At 71.9% G+C, this 17,777-nt stretch carries 15 protein-coding genes; 2 read left to right on the forward strand and 13 right to left on the reverse strand.

The features are described from left to right. Window positions 1–67: 67 nt before the first annotated feature. From ABH928_RS25170 to ABH928_RS25210, 9 genes are all read right to left on the reverse strand, one after another. Window positions 68–1,084, reverse strand: coding sequence for a LacI family DNA-binding transcriptional regulator (locus tag ABH928_RS25170; RefSeq protein WP_370070310.1), 1,017 nt, complete (start codon window positions 1,082–1,084; stop codon window positions 68–70). Between the two features lie 115 nt (window positions 1,085–1,199). Beyond that, window positions 1,200–2,375: an MFS transporter gene (locus tag ABH928_RS25175; protein ID WP_370070312.1), complete on the reverse strand. Its 1,176-nt coding sequence runs from the start codon at window positions 2,373–2,375 to the stop codon at window positions 1,200–1,202. A gap of 3 nt (window positions 2,376–2,378) precedes the next feature. Next, the gene (locus ABH928_RS25180) at window positions 2,379–3,455 is read right to left on the reverse strand and encodes a LacI family DNA-binding transcriptional regulator (RefSeq protein ID WP_370070314.1); all 1,077 of its coding nucleotides are present in this window, start codon (window positions 3,453–3,455) and stop codon (window positions 2,379–2,381) included. Then, window positions 3,452–5,200 (reverse strand): glycoside hydrolase family 13 protein, encoded by a 1,749-nt coding sequence (locus ABH928_RS25185; protein WP_370070316.1) that lies wholly within the window; start codon window positions 5,198–5,200, stop codon window positions 3,452–3,454. Before ABH928_RS25185 ends, ABH928_RS25180 begins: the two co-directional genes overlap by 4 nt. A 72-nt stretch (window positions 5,201–5,272) precedes the next feature. Continuing rightward, a complete protein-coding gene (locus tag ABH928_RS25190) occupies window positions 5,273–6,121 on the reverse strand; it encodes a sugar ABC transporter permease (RefSeq protein WP_370070319.1) in 849 nt (282 codons plus the stop codon). Beyond that, window positions 6,118–7,125 carry a carbohydrate ABC transporter permease gene (locus ABH928_RS25195; protein ID WP_370070321.1) on the reverse strand — a complete coding sequence of 336 codons (1,008 nt, stop codon included), beginning with the start codon at window positions 7,123–7,125 and terminating at the stop codon, window positions 6,118–6,120. The genes ABH928_RS25190 and ABH928_RS25195 overlap by 4 nt, the downstream gene beginning before the upstream one ends. Window positions 7,126–7,306: 181 nt before the next feature. After that, window positions 7,307–8,596 carry an extracellular solute-binding protein gene (locus ABH928_RS25200; protein WP_370070323.1) on the reverse strand — a complete coding sequence of 430 codons (1,290 nt, stop codon included), beginning with the start codon at window positions 8,594–8,596 and terminating at the stop codon, window positions 7,307–7,309. Between the two features lie 140 nt (window positions 8,597–8,736). Beyond that, window positions 8,737–11,577 carry an FAD-binding and (Fe-S)-binding domain-containing protein gene (locus ABH928_RS25205; protein ID WP_370070325.1) on the reverse strand — a complete coding sequence of 947 codons (2,841 nt, stop codon included), beginning with the start codon at window positions 11,575–11,577 and terminating at the stop codon, window positions 8,737–8,739. 54 nt (window positions 11,578–11,631) lie between these two features. Next, entirely contained in the window at window positions 11,632–12,465 is an 834-nt protein-coding gene (locus tag ABH928_RS25210) for a hypothetical protein (protein ID WP_370070327.1), read from the reverse strand. Between the two features lie 118 nt (window positions 12,466–12,583). Here ABH928_RS25210 and ABH928_RS25215 point away from each other — a divergent pair, with 118 nt between their 5' ends. Then, entirely contained in the window at window positions 12,584–13,459 is an 876-nt protein-coding gene (locus ABH928_RS25215; protein WP_370070329.1) for an SMP-30/gluconolactonase/LRE family protein, read from the forward strand. Between the two features lie 94 nt (window positions 13,460–13,553). Then, window positions 13,554–15,305, forward strand: a complete 1,752-nt coding sequence (locus tag ABH928_RS25220; RefSeq protein WP_370070332.1) for a hypothetical protein — start codon at window positions 13,554–13,556, stop codon at window positions 15,303–15,305. Here the strand turns inward: ABH928_RS25220 and ABH928_RS25225 are convergent. The 4 genes from ABH928_RS25225 to ABH928_RS25240 all read right to left on the reverse strand — a co-directional run bounded on the left by ABH928_RS25225 (window position 15,302) and on the right by ABH928_RS25240 (window position 17,773). Then, complete coding sequence (locus ABH928_RS25225; RefSeq protein WP_370070334.1) at window positions 15,302–15,871, reverse strand: ATP/GTP-binding protein; 570 nt, start codon at window positions 15,869–15,871, stop codon at window positions 15,302–15,304. The genes ABH928_RS25220 and ABH928_RS25225 overlap by 4 nt on opposite strands. 117 nt (window positions 15,872–15,988) lie before the next feature. Next, a complete protein-coding gene (locus ABH928_RS25230; RefSeq protein WP_370070336.1) occupies window positions 15,989–16,735 on the reverse strand; it encodes a hypothetical protein in 747 nt (248 codons plus the stop codon). After that, window positions 16,735–17,118 (reverse strand): hypothetical protein, encoded by a 384-nt coding sequence (locus ABH928_RS25235; protein WP_370070338.1) that lies wholly within the window; start codon window positions 17,116–17,118, stop codon window positions 16,735–16,737. The genes ABH928_RS25230 and ABH928_RS25235 overlap by 1 nt, the downstream gene beginning before the upstream one ends. A gap of 211 nt (window positions 17,119–17,329) precedes the next feature. Continuing rightward, window positions 17,330–17,773 (reverse strand): DUF742 domain-containing protein, encoded by a 444-nt coding sequence (locus tag ABH928_RS25240; RefSeq protein ID WP_370070340.1) that lies wholly within the window; start codon window positions 17,771–17,773, stop codon window positions 17,330–17,332. Window positions 17,774–17,777 lie beyond the last annotated feature (4 nt).

Genomic DNA, 17,777 nt, shown 5'->3' on the forward strand with positions numbered 1-17,777 from the left:
GGGGCCATCCGCACAGGGTGGTTTCTCGCGCCCCTAAAGAGTGCAACTTGCCCGCTCGCCCGACGGTTTACGCGACAGAGCCCGTCGAGCCGCGCACGACCAACTCCGGCTGGAAGACAAACTCCCCCCGCTGCGCGGGGTTTCCGCCGATCTCCTCCAGCAGGACGTTGACCGCCGCCGCGCCCATCGACTCGACCGGCTGGCGGATGGTGGTGAGTGGCGGGTCCGCGAAAGCGATCAGCGGGGAGTCGTCGAAGCCGACGACGGAGATGTCGCCCGGGACGGTGAGCCCCCTCGCCCGCGCTGCGCGGATCGCACCGAAGGCCATCAGGTCGCTGCCGCAGACGATCGCCGTACAGCCCTTGTCCAGCAGGACGTTGGCCGCCGCGTGGCCGCCCTCGACGGTGAAGAGGGAGTGCTGGATCAGCCCCCGGCCCTCCTCCTCGGAGAGGCCCAGGACCTCGCCCAGCGCGGCGGTGAAGCCCTCCTCCTTGCGCAGCACCGGGACGAAGCGGGAGGGACCCACGGCGAGCCCGATGCGTTCGTGGCCCAGCCCGGCCAGGTGGCGGACGGCCATCCACATCGCTGCCCGGTCGTCAGGAGAGATGAACGGCGCGCTGATCCGCTCGCTGTAGCCGTTGATCATCACGAACGGCACGCCCTGGCCCTGGAGCTTGTCGTAGCGCGTGGTGTCGGCCGTCGTGTCGGCGTGCAGGCCGGAGACGAAGACGATGCCGGTGACGCCGCGTTCGACGAGCATCTCCACCAACTCGTCCTCGGTGGAACCGCCGGGCGTCTGCGTGCAGAGCACCGGCGTGTAGCCGTAGCGGGTCAGCACCTGCTCGATCACCTGGGCCAACGCCGGGAAGATCGGGTTGCTGAGCTCGGGCGTGATCAGGCCGATCAGGCCCGCACTGCGCTGTCGCAGCCGGGTCGGACGCTCGTAGCCGAGCACGTCGAGGGCGGCCAGCACCGTCTGCCTGGTCGCCGCGGCGACGCCCGGCTTTCCGTTCAGCACTCGGGAGACGGTGGCCTCGCTGACCCCCGCCTGTGCCGCGATGTCGGCCAACCGCGCTGTGTTCACAGCACCAAAGCCTATTGCACGTACACACTTTCGCCTGCTGTTTGCCCGACGGCCGGACGATTCGGACAGTTCTTCAGGCGTACAGCTTCAGGCGTACAGCTTCAGGCGTGCAGCTTCAGGCGAACCGCCTCAGTCGAAGCGACAGAAGCAGCGCCACCAGCGCGGCCGCCGCGGGGACGTGGTACCCGGCTCCCGGAGCGAGGTGGTCGACCGTCCAACCGCCCGCCGCCGTACCCGCCGAGACGCCGATCAGCAGACCGGTGGTGGTCAGCGTGAAGCCCTCCGTCAGCCGGTTCTCAGGGACGAGTTCGGCGACCAGGCCCATGCTGGTCGACATGGTCGGCGCGGTGGCGAACCCCGCGACGAGCAGGTTCAGCGCCACCTGCCAGAGGCTGCGGTCCAGCGGCAGCGGAGCCAGCGTCACCGTCATGGCGACCAGCGCCCAGCGCAGCCGGACCACCGCCGGGCCACGGGGCCGCCACAGGCCGAAGGCGATGCCGGACAGGCAGGAGCCGAGCGCGTAAGCGGCGAGCACCAGGCTGGCCTCGGCCTTGTGTCCGTGGGACTGGGCGAAGCCGACGGTGGTGATCTCCATGGTGCCGAAGACGCAGCCCGCCGCCATGAGCATCGGCACCAGCGCGGGCATCCCCGGAGCGCGCAGCGCGCCGCCGGGTCGGGTCCGGGCTGCCTCGTGGGTGCGTCCGGGCGGCGGTTCGGTGCGGCGCTGGGTGGCCAGGGCGAGGATGCCCGCCAGGCCCAGCAGAGAAGCCGTCAGATACGCGGTGAGCGGCGAGAAGGAGGTCGCCAGCGTCATGGCCGCGATGGGGCCGAGGACGTAGCAGAGCTCGTCCACCACACCCTCGTAGGCGTAGGCGGTGTGCAGCACCGCCTGGTTGCCCCGGTGCAGGAAGGACCAGCGGGCGCGCGCCAGCGAACCGGTGTTGGGGCCGACGCCGCTGAGCGCGGCGCAGGCGAGGTAGAGCCAGGTGGGCGCGTGGGCGCGCAGGGTGAGGACCAGTCCGAGGCCGCCGAGCGTGGCGAGCAGCACCGCCGGGACACTAACCCTGGCCTGCCCGTGACGGTCCACCAGCCGTGCCTGCCAGGGCCCGACGACGGCGATGGCCACCAGGACCGTCGCGCCGCCGAGCCCGGCCAGGCTGTAGGAGCCGTGCAGCGAGGTGACCAGCAGCGTCGCCGCCAGCGAGAACATCCCCACCGGGAACCGTGCCACCAGCACCGCCGCCGTGAACCCCTTCGCCCCGCGCGGAGCGAAGAGCGCGCGGTACGCCATCCCTCAGCCTCGTCCGCGCTGCCGCGCGCCCGGCGAACCGCATGCTCCCGTCGAACCCCGGACCACCAACTCGGGCTGGAAGACGAACTCGGCGCGGTGGACCGGGACCGCGTTGATCTCCTCCAGCAGGGCGTCGACCGCCGCCGCGCCCATCGCCTCGACGGGCTTGCGGATCGTGGTGAGCGGCGGGTCCGCGAAGGCGATCAGCGGAGAGTCGTCGAAGCCGACCACGGACACCTCGCCCGGCACGTCGAGTCCGCGTTGGCGGGCGGCGCGGATCGCGCCGAAGGCCATCAGGTCGCTGCCGCAGACGATCGCCGTACAACCCTTGTCCAGCAGTGTCCCGCCGGCGGCGTGACCGCCCTCGACGGTGAAGAGGGTGTGCTGGACCAACTCCTCGACCTCGGCGTCGGCGTACCCGAGCAGCTCGCGCACCGCCGCCGTGAAGCCCGTGAGCTTCCGTGCCACCGGCACGAACCGGGCCGGGCCCACGGCCAGGCCGACGCGCTGGTGGCCGAGTTCGGCCAGGTGCCGGACCGCCATCCACATCGCCGCGCGGTCGTCGGGCGAGACGAAGGACGCGTCGATCCGCTCGCTGAACCCGTCGATCAGCACGAACGGCACGCCGCGCCCGGCGAGTCGGGCGTAGCGCTCGTGGTCGGCGGTGGTGTCCGCGTGCAGGCCGGAGACGAAGACGATGCCGGTGACACCGCGGTCGACCAGCATGTCGACCAGTTCGTCCTCGGTCGAGCCGCCCGGGGTCTGGGTGCAGAGCAGCGGCGTGTAACCGTGACGGGTCAGCACCTGCTCGACGACCTGGGCCAGCGCCGGGAAGATCGGGTTGTTCAACTCCGGTGTGATCAGCCCGATCAGCCCGGCGCTGCGCTGCCGCAGCTTGACCGGGCGGTCGTAGCCGAGCACGTCCAGCGCCGCCAGCACCGTCTGCCGGGTGGTCGCCGAGACGCCCGGCTTGCCGTTGAGCACCCGGGAGACGGTCGCCTCGCTGACGCCCGCCTGGGCGGCGATGTCCGCCAGCCGGGCGGGCGGTGATGCCGGTCCGCCCTGTGACGGGAGGCTCATCGGTCCGTCCACCAGACGGTGGTGTCGGCAGCCACCTCGACAGTCCCACTGCCGGCGGTCCCGCTGCCGGCAGTCCCGCCGTCGAGCACCGGCTCCGCGCCCGAGGTGAGCAAGGGCCGCCCAGGCACGGGCAGCCGCACCGGCGCGGAGCCGGTGTTCGCGACGCAGGTGAATGCGCCGCGACGGAAGGCCAGCACGCCCTCGGGCGCGTCCAGCCAGTCCACGCCGTCGCCCGCGCCCAGCGCCGGGTGTTCGGCACGGATCGCGAGCGCGGAACGGTAGAGCTCCAACGTGGAGGTCGGGTCGCCGGTCTGCATCTCGACGCTCAACTCCGCCCACCCGGGCGGCTGCGGCAGCCAGCTGGGCCCGCCCTCGGCCGGCCCGAAGCCGAACGGCGCCGCCGAGCCGGACCACGGCAGCGGCACCCGGCAGCCGTCGCGGTAGCCGTCCTGGCCGTTCTGGCGGTGGAAGGACGGGTCCTGACGCACCTCGTCCGGCAGGTCGGTGACGTCGGGCAGGCCCAACTCCTCACCCTGGTACAGGTACGCGGACCCCGGCAGGGCCAGCATCAGCAACGTCGCGGCCCGCGCGCGGCGCAGCCCGAGCTCACGGTCGCCGGGCGTGCGGATCTGGGTGCTGGTGGACGGCTCGTTGGCGAACCGGGTGGCGTGGCGGGTGACGTCGTGGTTGGAGAGCACCCAGGTGGCGGGCGCGCCGACCGGACGCATCGCGTCCAGGGTCAGGTCGACCACCTCGCGCAGCGCCTCGGCCTCCCACGGGGTGGCCAGGTACTGGAAGTTGAAGGCCTGGTGCAGCTCGTCCTCGCGGACGTACTCGGCGGTGCGGGCCACGGTCGGGGTCCACGCCTCGGCGACGAAGATCCGGTCGTCGCCGTACTCACCGCCCGAGTACTCGGCGAGGATCGGCCGCCAGGAGCGGTAGATCTCGTGGACGCCGTCCTGGTCGAAGAAGGGCATCGCGTCGTGGCCGAGCAGCTTGAGCTGGTCGTGCACGCCGAGGTCGGGCAGGCCGGGGGCCTTGACCAGGCCGTGGGCGACATCGATCCGGAAGCCGTCGACGCCGAGGTCCAGCCAGAACCGCAGGATGGAGCGGAACTCGTCGGCGACGGCCGGGTGGTCCCAGTCGAAGTCCGGCTGCTCGGGCGCGAAGAGGTGCAGGTACCACTCTCCCGGGGTGCCGTCCGGCTCGGTGACCCGGGTCCAGGCCGGGCCGCCGAAGATGGACTCCCAGTCGTTGGGCGGCAGTTCGCCGTTCTCGCCCTTTCCGGGCCGGAAGTGGAAGCGGCGGCGCAGCGCCGAGCCGGGGCCCTCGCGCAGCGCCTGCTGGAACCACTCGTGCTGGTCCGAGCAGTGGTTGGGCACGATGTCGAAGATGACCCGCAGGCCGAGCGCGTGCGCGTCCTCGATCAGGCCTGCCGCGTCGGCGAGTTCGCCGAACATGGGGTCCACCCGGCGGTAGTCGGAGACGTCGTAGCCCGCGTCGGCCTGCGGCGAGGCGTAGAACGGAGAGAGCCAGACCGCGTCCACGCCCAGGTCGCGCAGGTAGGGCAGGCGCGCGCGGACGCCCGCCAGGTCGCCCATGCCGTCGCCGTTCGCGTCGGCGAAGCTACGCGGATAGACCTGGTAGATCACCGCCTCACGCCACCAGTCGGCTCTCCGCCGCGCGTCGGGCTCGCCTTCACCACTGAGCGCGGGACGGACCGGGACGACGAGATGCTGGGTCATGGATTCCCTTGGAAGCGAGAGAACTTCGACTGAACTGCGAGAGGTGGTGTGGAACGGGAGGCGCGGACTCGGTCAGCCCTTGGTGCCGCCCGCGGTGAGCCCGGCGACCAGGTTCTTCTGCACCAGGTAGAAGACGATCGCCGCCGGAATGGCGATCAGCACGCCGGTGGCCGCCAGGTAGTTCCACTGCGAGTTGTACTGGCTGACGAACTGCTGCATGCCGACGGCGAGGGTGTACTTGTCCGACGACAGCAGGAAGTAGGAGGCGAAGGCGACCTCGCCCCACGCGGTGATGAAGGAGTAGAAGGCCGCCACCGCCAGGCCCGGCCTGGCCAGCGGCAGGATCAGCCGCCAGAAGGTGCCGAAGGGGCTGAGCCCGTCGATCCGGCCCGCTTCGTCGATCTCCACCGGGATGGTGTCGAAGTACCCCTTCATCAGCCAGGCGACGTAGGGGACGGTGGTGGTGCAGTAGACCAGGATCAGGCCCTGGTAGGTGTCCAGCAGCTTGGTGTCGGCCAGGATCTTGTAGAGCGGCACCAGCAGCACGGCCACCGGGAACATCTGGGTCAGCAGGAACGAGTACATCAGCACGCCGCGCCCGAGGAACCGCATCCGCGAGACCGCGTAACCCGCGCTGGCGGCGAGCAGCACACCGAACACCATGGTCCCCGCCGCCACGATCGCGGAGTTGGCGAACCAGGTGAAGAAGTCGGTGTGGCCCAGCACGTAGCTGTAGTTGGAGAGCGACGCACGCCCGAGGATGTGCTGCGGGTGCTGGTAGTCGTACTGCCCGGGGCCGAGCGAGACGTAGACGACCCAGGCCACCGGGAAGGCCGCTACGAACGCCGCCACGGCGAGGACCGAGTGGAGTCCGAGGGAGGCGAGCGGGCTGCGCTCGCCTCGACGACGGGGCTTGGTCATGCTGCGTCTCCCTGCATGCGGCGGATCCAGCGCCGGTAGAACTCGGTGAAGACGACCAGGACGGAGAGGCAGAGCACGCCGACCGTCGCGGCGCGTGCGTAGTCCATCGGCTCCTGGCCGAAGAAGAGGCGGAACGAGTAGGTCACCAGGATCTGCACGCTGTCGCTGTTGGTGGTGCCGAACAGCAGGTAGATCACGTTGAACTGGTTGAAGGTCCAGATGATGCCGAGCAGCACCAGGGTGCTGCTGACCGGTCGCAGGCCCGGCAGGGTGACGTTGCGGAACCGCTGCCAGGCGGTCGCGCCGTCCATCTCGGCGGCCTCGTAGAGCTCGCCCGGAATGGCCTGCAGGCCGCCCAGCATCGAGACCATCATGAACGGCACGCCCACCCAGACGTTGACCGCGATCGCGGCCACCCGCTGCCACAGCGGGTCGCTGAGCCACTGCACATGACCGATGCCGACCAGACCGAGGAGGCTGTTGACCAGCCCGTCGTCGGCCAGCAGCAGCCGCCAGGAGAAGATGGTGACGAAGGTCGGCACCGCCCACGGCAGGATCAGCAGCATCCGGTACGCGGTCCGGCCGCGCACCTTGCGGTTGAGCAGCACGGCCAGCCCGAGGCCCAGCGAGATGGTGAGGACGACACAGCTGACGGTCCAGACGATGGTCCACCCGAAGTGCGGCCAGAACTGGTTGTCCGGCCCCGACAGGATGTCGATGTACGTCTTCAGCCCCACCCAGCTGAAGGTGTCCGGGATGTGGTTGACCCCGATGGTGTGCCCGACGTTGAGGCTGGTCGCGTCCGTGAAGGTGTACATCACGCCCAGCACCAGCGGATAGCCGACGAGCACGCCGAGCACCACGACGACCGGGGCGCACATCGCCCAGGCGTACCAGAACTGGTCGTACGACTGCCGGATCCGGCGGAACGGCCCTGGGCGTCGCGCCTCGGCCCGGCCCACCGGATCCGGTGGCGCGGCCTTGGCGGGTGCTGCCACGGTCATGCTGACACCTCTTCAGACACTGCTGCTACCTGCTACTACCTGGGAAGGGAACTGCGACCGACCGGCCGCCCGCAACGCCGTGGAACCCTCCGTCCACGGCGCCGTGACGGCCGGCCGGGGTCTGGTCACCGGGTACGAGTCACCCGGATCTGCTCACCGGGTTCGAGTCACCGGCGTCCGGTCACTGCGCGGCGTAGTCGGGGAGTTCCTTCTGCGCCTGGATGGTGACGTTGTTCATCCCGGTCTGCACGCTCTCCTGGTTGAGCAGGATCTTGGTGAGGTCGGTCTGGAAGGTGTTGTAGAGGTCGCTGTACTGGACCAGCGGCGGACGCGGCACACCGGCGGACAGCACCGCCTGGAAGTCGGCGATCCCGGGGTTGGCGGTGACGGCCGAGGTGTAGGCGTCGCTGCGGGTCGGCAGCGTGGAGTTCTTGGTGGCGATGGTCTGCTGCGAGGCGGCAGAGGTCATGAAGGCGATGAACTTCTCGGAGGCGGCCTGGTGCGCGGCGTCCGAACCGGCGTAGGCGACCAGGTTGGCGCCGCCGATCGGCGCGCCCGCCTTGCCGGCCGACCCGGCCGGGACCACCGCGACCCCGAGGTTGGACGCGCTGGCGAAGGCGGAGCCCTTCAGCACGTTGGTGGTCTCCCACGGGCCCTGGATGATCGAGGCGACCTTGCCGCTCTCGAAGGCGTCCATGATGTTGGCGTAGCCGTTGGCGGTGGTGTCCAGCTTGCTCACACCCGGAGCGGCGAGCAGGTTCTTGAGGGTGGTGATCGCCTTGATCGCGGGGGCGGAGTTGAACTCCAGCTTCTTCGCGCTCAGGTCCACCATGTCGGTGCCCTCGCCGTAGAGGAACGGCATGGCGTAGTAGGAGGCCGGGTTGAAGGCGAAGCCGTCGACGCCGTCCTTCGTCTTGACCGCCGCGGCGTCGGCCGTGAGCTGGGCCCAGCTGGTCGGCGCGGCGGTGATGCCGGCCTTGGTGAAGAGCTGCTTGTTGTACATCAGCGCCAAGGTGTCGGTCACCTCGGGCATGCCGTAGAGCTTGCCCTGGTAGGTGGCCTGCTGGACCAGCTGCTGCTCGAACTTGGCCTTGTCGGCGGAGGCGGGGGTCCCGTCCAGCGGGACCAGGTAGCCCTGCTGGGCGAAGCCCGCGACCCAGCCGACGTCGGAGCGGAGCACGTCCGGCGCGCCCTTGCCGGCGGCTGCCGCGGCAGTGAACTTGGTCTGCGCGGTCGCGAAGGGGACGTTGACGTAGTCCACCTTGATGCTCGGGTTCGCGGCCTCGAACTGCGCGACCAGGGCCTTGTAGGTCGGCGCCTCGTTGGTGGCGTCGGAGGTGTCCCACCACGTGATGGTCACCGGACCCGCGTTGGCGGAGGCGCCGCCGGAGCTGCTGCCAGAGGAACCGCAAGCGCTTGCAGAAACCGCTATCGCCGTCGCCAGAACGGCCGCCGCAATGCCACGACGCATCGATGGACTCCTTCGGGGGTGGGTGCCCGGGTCGCACAGCCGCCGGGCTTGGGGAGGAACGTAACAGCGATGCAATCGGCTTGGAAAGCCCTTGCAGCAACTTTCTGCAAGGGCGCCGGATCGTTACCCCCGCGTGTCCGTCAGATGTCCGACCGGGTCCCACTTTCGGGCAGCAGTCGCTCCAGCCACTCGACGAAGTGCAACGCGCGGCGGCCGTCGGCGAGCTGCGCGATCTGGGTCCGGCAGCTGAAGCCGTCCGCCAGCACGGTCGCGTCCGGCTCGGCCCGCAGCGCGGGCAGCAGCACCCGCTCGGCGGCCGCGACGGACACCGTGTGATGTCCAGGCTCGAAACCGAAGTCTCCCGCCAACCCGCAGCAGGACGGCGGCAGTTGGCGCAGGGTGAGCCCGAGACGGGCGGCGAGGCGCCGGTCGGCGTCGGTACCGAGGACGGCGTGCTGGTGGCAGTGCGTCTGCACCAACGCGCTCGGCCGGTCCGCGAGCGGCCGGCCCGCGAGCGTCAGGGAGTCGAGCAGCTCGGGCCGACGGTCCAGCTGCTCGTTCAGCAGCTCCGCGAACGTCCGCACCCGGTCGGCCAGTCGAGAGTGCGGCCCGCGCAGTTCGGCCGCGCAGCTCGGCTCCGCCACCACGATCGGCAGCTCCGGATCGGCGTCCAGCAGCGGCGCGAGCGTGCGCAGGGTGCGGTTGCGGGTGCGACGGGCCGCGTCGAGACGTCCGGTGGTGGCCTCCGTCAGCCCGCAGCAGACGGGTCCTTCGGGCAGCACCGGCCGAAACCCGAACCGGCGCAGCACCGTTGCGGCGGCGTGCAACACCTCGGGCTGCAAGTGGTTGCCGAAAGTGTCGGGCCAGAGCAGCACCGGCCGACCACCCGAACCCGTGTCTGCCACGCCCTCGGTGAAGGCGCGCGCGGGGATCGGCGGCAGCGGGCGCTCCGGAGTGGTCCCGGCCAGCCGTGCCAGCAGCGGCCCGAAGCGGCTCCGTGCCAGCGCGCCGACCGGCCGGGCCAGCCGAAGTGCGCGCAGAAGCCGCAGGTTGCGCGGCAGTCCGCCCAGCGTCCAGTGGATCCTGGGTCGCAGCCGGTGCCGGTAGAAGCGGTGCAGGAACTCGGACTTGTACGTCGCCATGTCGACATGCACCGGGCAGTCGCTGGCGCAGGCCCTGCACGCCAGGCACAGGTCCAGCGCCTCGCGCACCTCACGCGAGCGCCAGCCGTCCGTGACGAGGGCGCCTCCCAGCATCTCGCCCAGCAACCGGGCCCGGCCACGCGTCGAGTGCCGTTCCTCCCTCGTGACCGCGTAGCTCGGGCACATCACCGTCGCCGGGTCGTCGGTGACGCACGCGCCCACCCCGACGCAGCGGCGCGCGCCGTCGGCCAGGGGCAACTCCCGCCGGAGCGCCGGTTGCCGCAGATCGGCGTCGAGCGGGCGCGGGTCGACCAGATTGCCCGGGTTGAGCAGGTTCTCGGGGTCCCAGAGCGACTTGAACGCCCCGAACAGCTCGATGACGCGCGGGGGGTACATCCGCGCCAGCAACTCGCCGCGCGCCTGGCCGTCGCCGTGCTCGCCGGAGAGCGACCCGCCGTGCCGCACCACCAGGTCGGCGGCCTCGGTGAGGAAGCCGCGGAACCGGCCGTTCTGCGGGCGGTCGAGGTCGAAGTCCATCCGCAGGTGCACACAGCCCTCGCCGAAGTGCCCGAAGGGCGTTCCCTGGAGCCTGTGTGCGGCCATCAGCTCCCGCAGCTCGCGCAGGTACCCGGCCAGCCGCTCCGGCGGCACGGAGGCGTCCTCCCAGCCCGGCCAGGCCTCCGAGCCGTCCGGCGCCCGGGTCGCCGTCCCAGCCGCGGCCTCACGCACCCGCCACGCCGCCCGCTGCGCCACCGGGTCCTCGACCACGGCGACGGCTGCCCCCTGCGCCCGCGCGGCCCGTTCGAGCGCCCGGGCGTGGTCGCCCGCCTCCGCCTCCAGCAACAGCCAGCCGCCGCTGCCGCCGCTCAACCCGGCCAGGCCGCCGGGGACCAGGTCCCCGCCCATGCCCTCCGCCGTCAGCGGGCGCAGCGGCAGCAACTCCAGCACCGCCTCGGCGGCGGCGCTCTCGTCCGCGTATCCGGCGACGACCAGGACGTGGCGGCTCGGCAACGGGGCCAGTACGACGGTCGCGCCCAGCAGCAGCGCGCAGGTGCCCTCGGTACCGGTCAGCGCGCGGGCCAGGTCGAAGCCGCGCTCGGGCAGCAGTGCATCCAACGCGTAGCCGGAGACGCGACGCGGCAGCTGCGGGAAGTCCTGGCGCAGCGTGGCCAGGTTCTGCTCGGCCAGCGCATGCAGCCCACGCAGCAGTTCGCCCGCGCGACCGGGTGTGCTGCGCAGCAGCTCCGCCCGTGCGTCGGCGGAGAGCGGGCCGCTGACGGTCAGTTCGGTGCCGTCGGCGAGCAGCAGGTCGAGCGAGCGGACGTTGTCGGCGGTGCGGCCCCAGACGACGGAGTGCGGGCCGCAGGAGTCGTTGCCGATCATCCCGCCGAGCGTGCAGCGGCTGTGCGTGGACGGGTCCGGTCCGAAGACCAGCCCGTGCGGACGGGCCGCCGCCTGGAGCGTGTCCAGCACCGTCCCGGGCAGCACACACGCGGTCCGCGCCTCCGGATCGACGTCCGTCACCCCGGCGAACCGAGCCCGCAGGTCGAGCACCAGGGCTCCGGGGCTGATCGCCTGTCCGCCGACGCTGGTCCCGGCCCCGCGCGCCAGCACCGGCACCCCGTGCTCCCGCGCCAGGGCCACCGCCGCCCGCACGTCGTCCGCCGACGCGGGCTTCACCACCCCGAGCGGGACCTGACGGTAGTTGGACGCGTCGTAGGCGTAGACGGCCCGCTGCGCGGTCCCGAAGTCCACCTCACCCCGGAGCGCACCGCGCAGCGCGCGTTCGAGAGACTGCGCATGTCCGGGAGACTGCGCTTGTCCGCGAGAAAGGGTCACCCGGTCATTCTCGGGCGGGCATGCCCGATCTCGTGCGATATCGACTCGGTCCACTCACGTGCCGAAAGCCGCCGCCTCGCGTGCCGCGGCGGTCGTGCAGGGCGCGAGCAGCGGCGCGGCCCAGGCCAGCAGCCGCCCGGACGGTTCAGTCTCCGCGAATGCGCACGCACCCGGCTGTCCGGTGGCGAAGACGCCCGCCCGACTGGTCCGCTCCCCCGTCGAGCCCGCGTTCAGCTCCGCCGCCAACTCGCTCCCGCTCGGCACTCCCGCCGGGACCCCAGGCAGGGCCGGGCAGGCCGTCGGCACGGGATCACCGACGATGTCTCCCGCCCCGTCACCAGCCCCGTCAGCGGCCGGACCACCGACCGAACCGCCGGTCCGACCAACGACCGAACCGCCCGACCGCACCGGCTGCACTGGCTGCCAGTCCATGGCGTAGCAGCGCACCACCGTGGCCGCGCTCCGCCCGTCGAAGGCGCCCGAGCTCGCCTGGCCCACGAGCCGAACCGTCAGCACGGCGTCGCCGGGACGTCGGACGTCGACGCGGAGCAGCTCGCTCGGCACCGAAGTCGCCGTCTCCGCGAAGCGGGCCTCGTCCGGCAGGCCGTCGGGCGGAATCTGACGCAGTGCCAGGGCCAGCAGCCGGGCCTCGCCGTCGGCCGCCTGCGTCGCCAACTGACCCGGCGGCGGATCGGCCAGCCAACCGGCCGCCTGCCCGACCACGGCGACCGACGCCACGACCGCGAGCGTGAGCACCACGCCCCCGAGCCGCCGCAGGCCGCAGACGCGGCGCAACACGCCGAGCGGGCGCAGCTCGACCAGCCCGCGCAACTTGCCCGGACTGACCAACTTGCCCAGCCGCCAGTGCGTCAGTACCGCCCCCTGCATCGCCTAGCCCGCCCCCGCATCCTTCCGGTGTGTTCGGTCCGTGAAGAACCATTGTGCGGCCTGCGAGCATGGTTGTGGGCACCGAGGTCCCACCTCGCCACAGAATCCGGAGCAGCACATGCCGTTGGAACATGCCGACGTCACGCCACTCGCCCTGGGCGAGGGCGCCTTGTGGGACGCCGCGACCGGACGCGTCTACTGGATCGGCGTCGAGGACCGCACGCTCCGCTGGCTCTCCCACGCCGACGGTTCCGTCGGCGAGATCGCCCTGCCGACCATGCCCGGGACCGTCGCGCCGTACCGGGACGGCACCGTGCTGCTGGCCGTCGCCGAGGGATTCGCGCTGCTCGACACCGCGACCGGCACCCTGCGCACCGTCGCCGAGGTGGAGACCGACCGCCCCGACCGGCGGATGAACGACGGCAAGTGCGACCCCTTCGGCCGGATCGTGGCCGGCACCATGCAGGTCGACGAACCGCGCCGGCCCGGACCGCTCTACCGGCTGGAGCCGGACGCGGCGGACAGGAGCGGCGTCCCCGGCATCCCCGGCGTCACCGCCGTCCCGATCGCCGACGGCTTTCTGATCCCCAACGGCCTCGACTGGCCCGAGCCGGACCTGCTCTGGCACACCGACACCCCGCGCCGCCGGATCGACCTCTACGCCTACCCGGAGCACGGCCCGCTCGCCACCCCGCTGCGCTCGCTCGACCTGTCCCATCTCGGCGGCGACCCGGACGGCATGACGCTGGACGCCGAGGGCAACCTCTGGATCGCCTTCTGGGGCGGCGGCGTGGTCCGCTGCCTGTCCCCGCAGGGCCGGCTGCTGGAGACCGTCGAACTGCCGGTGCCCAACGTCACCAGCTGCGCGTTCGGCGGCCCCGAGCTGGACACCCTCTACGTCACCACCGCGGGCGGCGGCCTCTTCCGCCAATCCGGCCTGGGCCGTGGCCGACCCGCGAACGCCTGGTCCGGATTCGCCCGGCCAGGCGAATAGTTGCTCCGCAGTCCTCACTCGTTGGGGCCCTTCCCCACTCGTTGGGGCCGTTCGCCGTGAATGCCGGATTACGTCGACTAGCGTCGGCCTCGCCATGCGGACCATCGTCAACCGGACCGGCGCCGGACAGTCGCACACCGATGAACCACCGGTCATCGCCTCGCACCCGCTGATCAGCCCGCTGCTCGCGCACCGGATCCTCTCGCTGGTCGCGCTGCTCAGCCTGTTCCAGGGCCTTCCGGCCGACCTGCGCAGCGAGGCCGTCAGCCGGGCCTACCTCAGCGCGGGCTTCGGCGTGCTCTACGGCACGCTGCTCGCCTTCGCCGTCCTGATCTCCCTCGCCCGGCGGCCGGTGACGCTACGTCGACTGGATCTGGCGGTGCTCGGCGCGGCGCTGGTCCGCGTCGTCCTGCAGTTGGGCACCGGTTCCGGCCGGGGCACCCTGCCCTACGGGGACGACGAGGGCGCGCTGATCAGCATGGCCTCCCGCGCCTTCGCGGCAGGCGGACACGTCTACGGCGCCCACTTCCCCACCGCCGGCGCGGTCTACCACGTCGGCCTGACCCCGCTGATGACCGGCAGGCCCGTCGACGTCTTCGGCTATCCGCCGCTGAGCGTGCTGCTGAACGCCCCGTTCGCCGCGCACGGGCTGTTGCCCGCGCCGTTCTGGGTCCCCGTGGCCGGGCTCTGGTCGCTGGCCGCCGTGGTCGCCGCCGGCGTGCTGATGTTCCGGCTGCTGCCGGTGCCGCTGCGGCCCGCCGCGACGCTGGCGCTCTTCGGCATGAGCTGGATGTTCCCGTACGCCCGCGACGGCTACCCGGTCTTCCTGACGCTGCCGTTCCTGGTCGTGGTGTTGGCGGGCTGGAGCCGGATCGGCGCGGGCGGACGCCTCGGACGGTCCGGAGTGGTCTCCGGCTGCTGCCTGGGCCTGGCCGACTCCGCGCACCAACTCGCCTGGTTCCTCACCGCGTTCGTCCTGCTCGGGGTGGTGCTGCTGCGCCGGGGCGAGCTGGGCTCCTGGCGTCCCGCCGTCGCCGTCACCGGTCGCTACGCGGGCCTGGCCGGGGCCGTCTTCCTGGTCGTCAACCTGCCGTTCCTGATCCGCGACGGCTTGGACTGGGCTCCTGGGATCGTTGCCGTGCTGACCCAGCACGCCTCACCGCAGGGCCTCGGGCCGGTCGACATCAGCTACTACCTGACCCGGGGCAGCGGCGCGCTCGGTCTCTACTCCACGGCCGCGGCGGCGTTCCTGTTGGCGACGCTGGTGCTCTTCGCCCTCCACCCGGCCCGTCTCGCGCCCGCCGTCGCCGTGCTGCCGTGGCCGGCGTTCTTCCTGTCGGCTCGGTCGACCGAGACCTATTTCATGCTGCTGACGCCGCTCTGGCTGACCGCGCTCGCCTGCAACGAGCGGGCGTCCTTCGCCACGGCGTGGACCTGGCGGCTGGCGGTACTGCGGGCCCGACCGGTCCGCCTGGCGCTGCCCGCGCTGCTGGTGCTCCCGGCGGTGGTCCTGCTTGCCGTCGCTGTGCTCACCCCGCCGCCGCTGCACGTGGCCGCGACGGCGAGGGCCAAGCCCACGGCGGGCATCAGCCGGATCACCGCGACGCTGCGCAACACCGGGGACCAGCCGCTCTCCCCCGCCTTCGCCACCAGCAACAACGCCTGGATGGACTTCAACTGGCGGATCGTCTCCGGTCCCGCGACCCTTCCCGCGCACGGCACCGCCCGCTACCTGCTGGTCCGGATCGGCGCGCCCTTCGCCCGCAACCCCTCCGGGGCGACCTACCTGCGCGTGCTGTCGGACGGTCCGATGACCCTGACCAACGAGCGCCTTCGTCTCGGCTAGGCCCTGTCCGGCCCCAGCGCCAGCGCCAGCGAGACCGTCTCGACCAGCACCTCCTTGACGCTGTCCTTGGCCCGGGCGTCGCAGAGCACCACCGGCACCTCCGGCGCGAGGTCCAGCGCGGACCGGACCTCGTCCGCCGGGTAGCGGGGAGCGGCGTCGAAGCAGTTGACGGCGACCACGAACGGGATCCCGCGCCGCTCGAAGTAGTCGACCGACGGGAAGCAGTCCTCCAGCCGCCGGGTGTCGGCCAGCACCACCGCGCCCAGCGTGCCCTGGGCCAACTCGTCCCAGACGAACCAGAACCGGTCCTGCCCGGGCGTGCCGAACAGGTAGACCGCCAGACCCGGCCGGATGTCGATCCGGCCGAAGTCCATGGCCACCGTGGTGGTCTGTTTGGCCTCCACACCGGCGGTGTCGTCGAGCGGCCGCCCGGCCTCGCTGAGCCGCTCCTCGGTGCGCAGCGGCCGGATCTCGCTGACGGCGCCGACGAGCGTCGTCTTGCCGGCGCCGAAGCCGCCCGCGACAAGTATTTTCACAGCGACGGGGTTCACGGCGTCGGGGTTCACGGCCGCACCTTAGGGCACCGGCCGGGGTGCCGGTCAAGGCCGCCCGTTCCGCGGGACACCGCTCCGGCCTCGGCCCGTGCCCAGCTCAGCCCGCACCCAGCTCAGCCGGTGCCCGACTCAGCCCGTGCCCAACTGCTGGAATCGGGCGAGGCTCTGGACGTATGCGACCGGTGTCACATGGACGGGCCCGGCATAGGGATGGGTCAGGTGCAGCACCATCCAGACCCCGAAGCCGACCACCGCGCCGACCAGCCCCAACGCCACCGCCTCGCGGCGGTGGAAGGTCAGCCCGGCGATCGGCGCGTAGAGCAGCACCAGCAGGCCGGTGCAGATCAGCGCCGGATAGAGCGGCCACGGCATGGTCGCCGAGGTGTCCGCGAGCCGGATCTGCCGGGTCGTGTAGACCGTGTCCAGATCACTGAGCTCCTGGTCCTTGGCCGCCTGCGCCGTGGGGGTGGCGGCGGGCAGCGCCTCGACGTGCGCCCGTACCGTGTCGAGCCGCTGCCAGGCGGCCGGGCTGGCCTGGCCGGACGCCATGGAGGTCCACTCCTTGTCGATGACGGCGGTCACGTAGTCCTTGAGCAGCGGCCTGGTGGTGGTGTCGGCGTCCGTGTAGGCGGCGTTGACGGCACGCGACTCGTCGAAGGTGTGCCCGCGCGCCGTGTTGAGGTTGGACCACGACCCGGCGATCAGAAAGGCCGCGATCAGCACGAAGGAGGAGAGCGAGGCCGAGCCGAGGAAGCCCAACGCGCCTCCGGAGAAGGCTCCCTCCTTCGAGCGGGCGGTCCGCCCGAACCCGGCGAGGACCAGCACCGCGAGCAGTCCGCCCACCACAGCAGCCGCGAGAAATCCCAGATTGGTCATCAACGACCCCTTCCCAGCACATGGTTGAGCGCGCCCGCCCCGGCGGCGACCAGGGCGGGAATGGTGATCGCGACATATACGAACGCAGCCTCGGGCGCGGCGGGAGCCGCCGTCACGGTCGGCTGCGGCAGCACGTGCGGCACGGCGGTGGCGGCCTTGACATCAACCAGCGCGATCGAGGGCAGCGGAGAAGGCGGCGGCTTGGGCGGCGGCGTCCGGTGCGGCGTCACCCGCAACGGCGGGCGCGGGTGCACGACGACATGCGGGTGCGGCCGGTGCGGCACCACCCGGACGCAGCTGAGCGGCGGGGGGAACGCCGGTGGTACGGGCGGCGGATGCGGCGGCGAGAACGATCCCGGTCCGGCCGGTGGTACGACCGGCACGTGCGGGGGTGGTACCGGCGGGGGCGCGCAGATCCCAGGCGACATGCGCCGAAGCTGCCCGCACGCCGCCACGCCACTCCGGAGCCGCACCCGATTGACCCGTCCGGGCGAGAAAACGTCGAACGGGCTTGCCGCGCCAGGACAGCCGCACTGACGAATCGTCAGAGAGCGCGGAACGTCAGAGGCGCTGAACACCAAAGGGCGCTGAACGTCAGAGCGCGCGCAGCCCCTGGATGACCTCGCGCAGGATCTGGACGTCCGGCAGCTCGGCGAGCGGTACCGGCCGGGTGACCTGGATCAGCTCGGCCGCCAGCAGGTCGCCGAGGAGGATCCGGACGACCCCCAGCGGCAGATCCAGGTCCGACGCCAACTCCGCCACCGACAACGGCCCGTGGCGGACCAGGTCGAGGATCGCCTCGTGCTCGGGATCCTGTGCGTCCTCGTCCGCGATGCCCGGTTCGCGCGGCACCGCGCTGATCTGGGTGACCACGTCGAACGCCTCGGACCCGGAGTGCCGGGTCCGTCCCCGAGTCAGCGTGTAGGGACGTACCAGCTGGGACAGGTCATCCCAGTCATCGTCATCGTCCTCGTCCCACACGTCGTGCGCGTCCTGCCCGTCGTGCTTGTCGTGCCCGTCCCGCTGCTCCCCCGGCATCGAG

The organism is Streptacidiphilus sp. MAP5-3 (genome assembly GCF_041262505.1).
Classification (GTDB): Bacteria; Actinomycetota; Actinomycetes; order Streptomycetales; family Streptomycetaceae; genus Streptacidiphilus.

Bases quoted from the DNA above. Each gene is read 5' to 3' on its own strand.
- ABH928_RS25175 (WP_370070312.1), bottom strand. From the start codon at position 2,375: ATGGCGTACCGCGCGCTCTTCGCTCCGCGCGGGGCGAAGGGGTTCACG.
- ABH928_RS25180 (WP_370070314.1), bottom strand. From the start codon at position 3,455: ATGAGCCTCCCGTCACAGGGCGGACCGGCATCACCGCCCGCCCGGCTG.
- ABH928_RS25185 (WP_370070316.1), bottom strand. From the start codon at position 5,200: ATGACCCAGCATCTCGTCGTCCCGGTCCGTCCCGCGCTCAGTGGTGAA.
- ABH928_RS25190 (WP_370070319.1), bottom strand. From the start codon at position 6,121: ATGACCAAGCCCCGTCGTCGAGGCGAGCGCAGCCCGCTCGCCTCCCTC.
- ABH928_RS25195 (WP_370070321.1), bottom strand. From the start codon at position 7,125: ATGACCGTGGCAGCACCCGCCAAGGCCGCGCCACCGGATCCGGTGGGC.
- ABH928_RS25200 (WP_370070323.1), bottom strand. From the start codon at position 8,596: ATGCGTCGTGGCATTGCGGCGGCCGTTCTGGCGACGGCGATAGCGGTT.
- ABH928_RS25210 (WP_370070327.1), bottom strand. From the start codon at position 12,465: ATGCAGGGGGCGGTACTGACGCACTGGCGGCTGGGCAAGTTGGTCAGT.
- ABH928_RS25215 (WP_370070329.1), top strand. From the start codon at position 12,584: ATGCCGTTGGAACATGCCGACGTCACGCCACTCGCCCTGGGCGAGGGC.
- ABH928_RS25220 (WP_370070332.1), top strand. From the start codon at position 13,554: ATGCGGACCATCGTCAACCGGACCGGCGCCGGACAGTCGCACACCGAT.
- ABH928_RS25230 (WP_370070336.1), bottom strand. From the start codon at position 16,735: ATGACCAATCTGGGATTTCTCGCGGCTGCTGTGGTGGGCGGACTGCTC.
- ABH928_RS25240 (WP_370070340.1), bottom strand. From the start codon at position 17,773: ATGCCGGGGGAGCAGCGGGACGGGCACGACAAGCACGACGGGCAGGAC.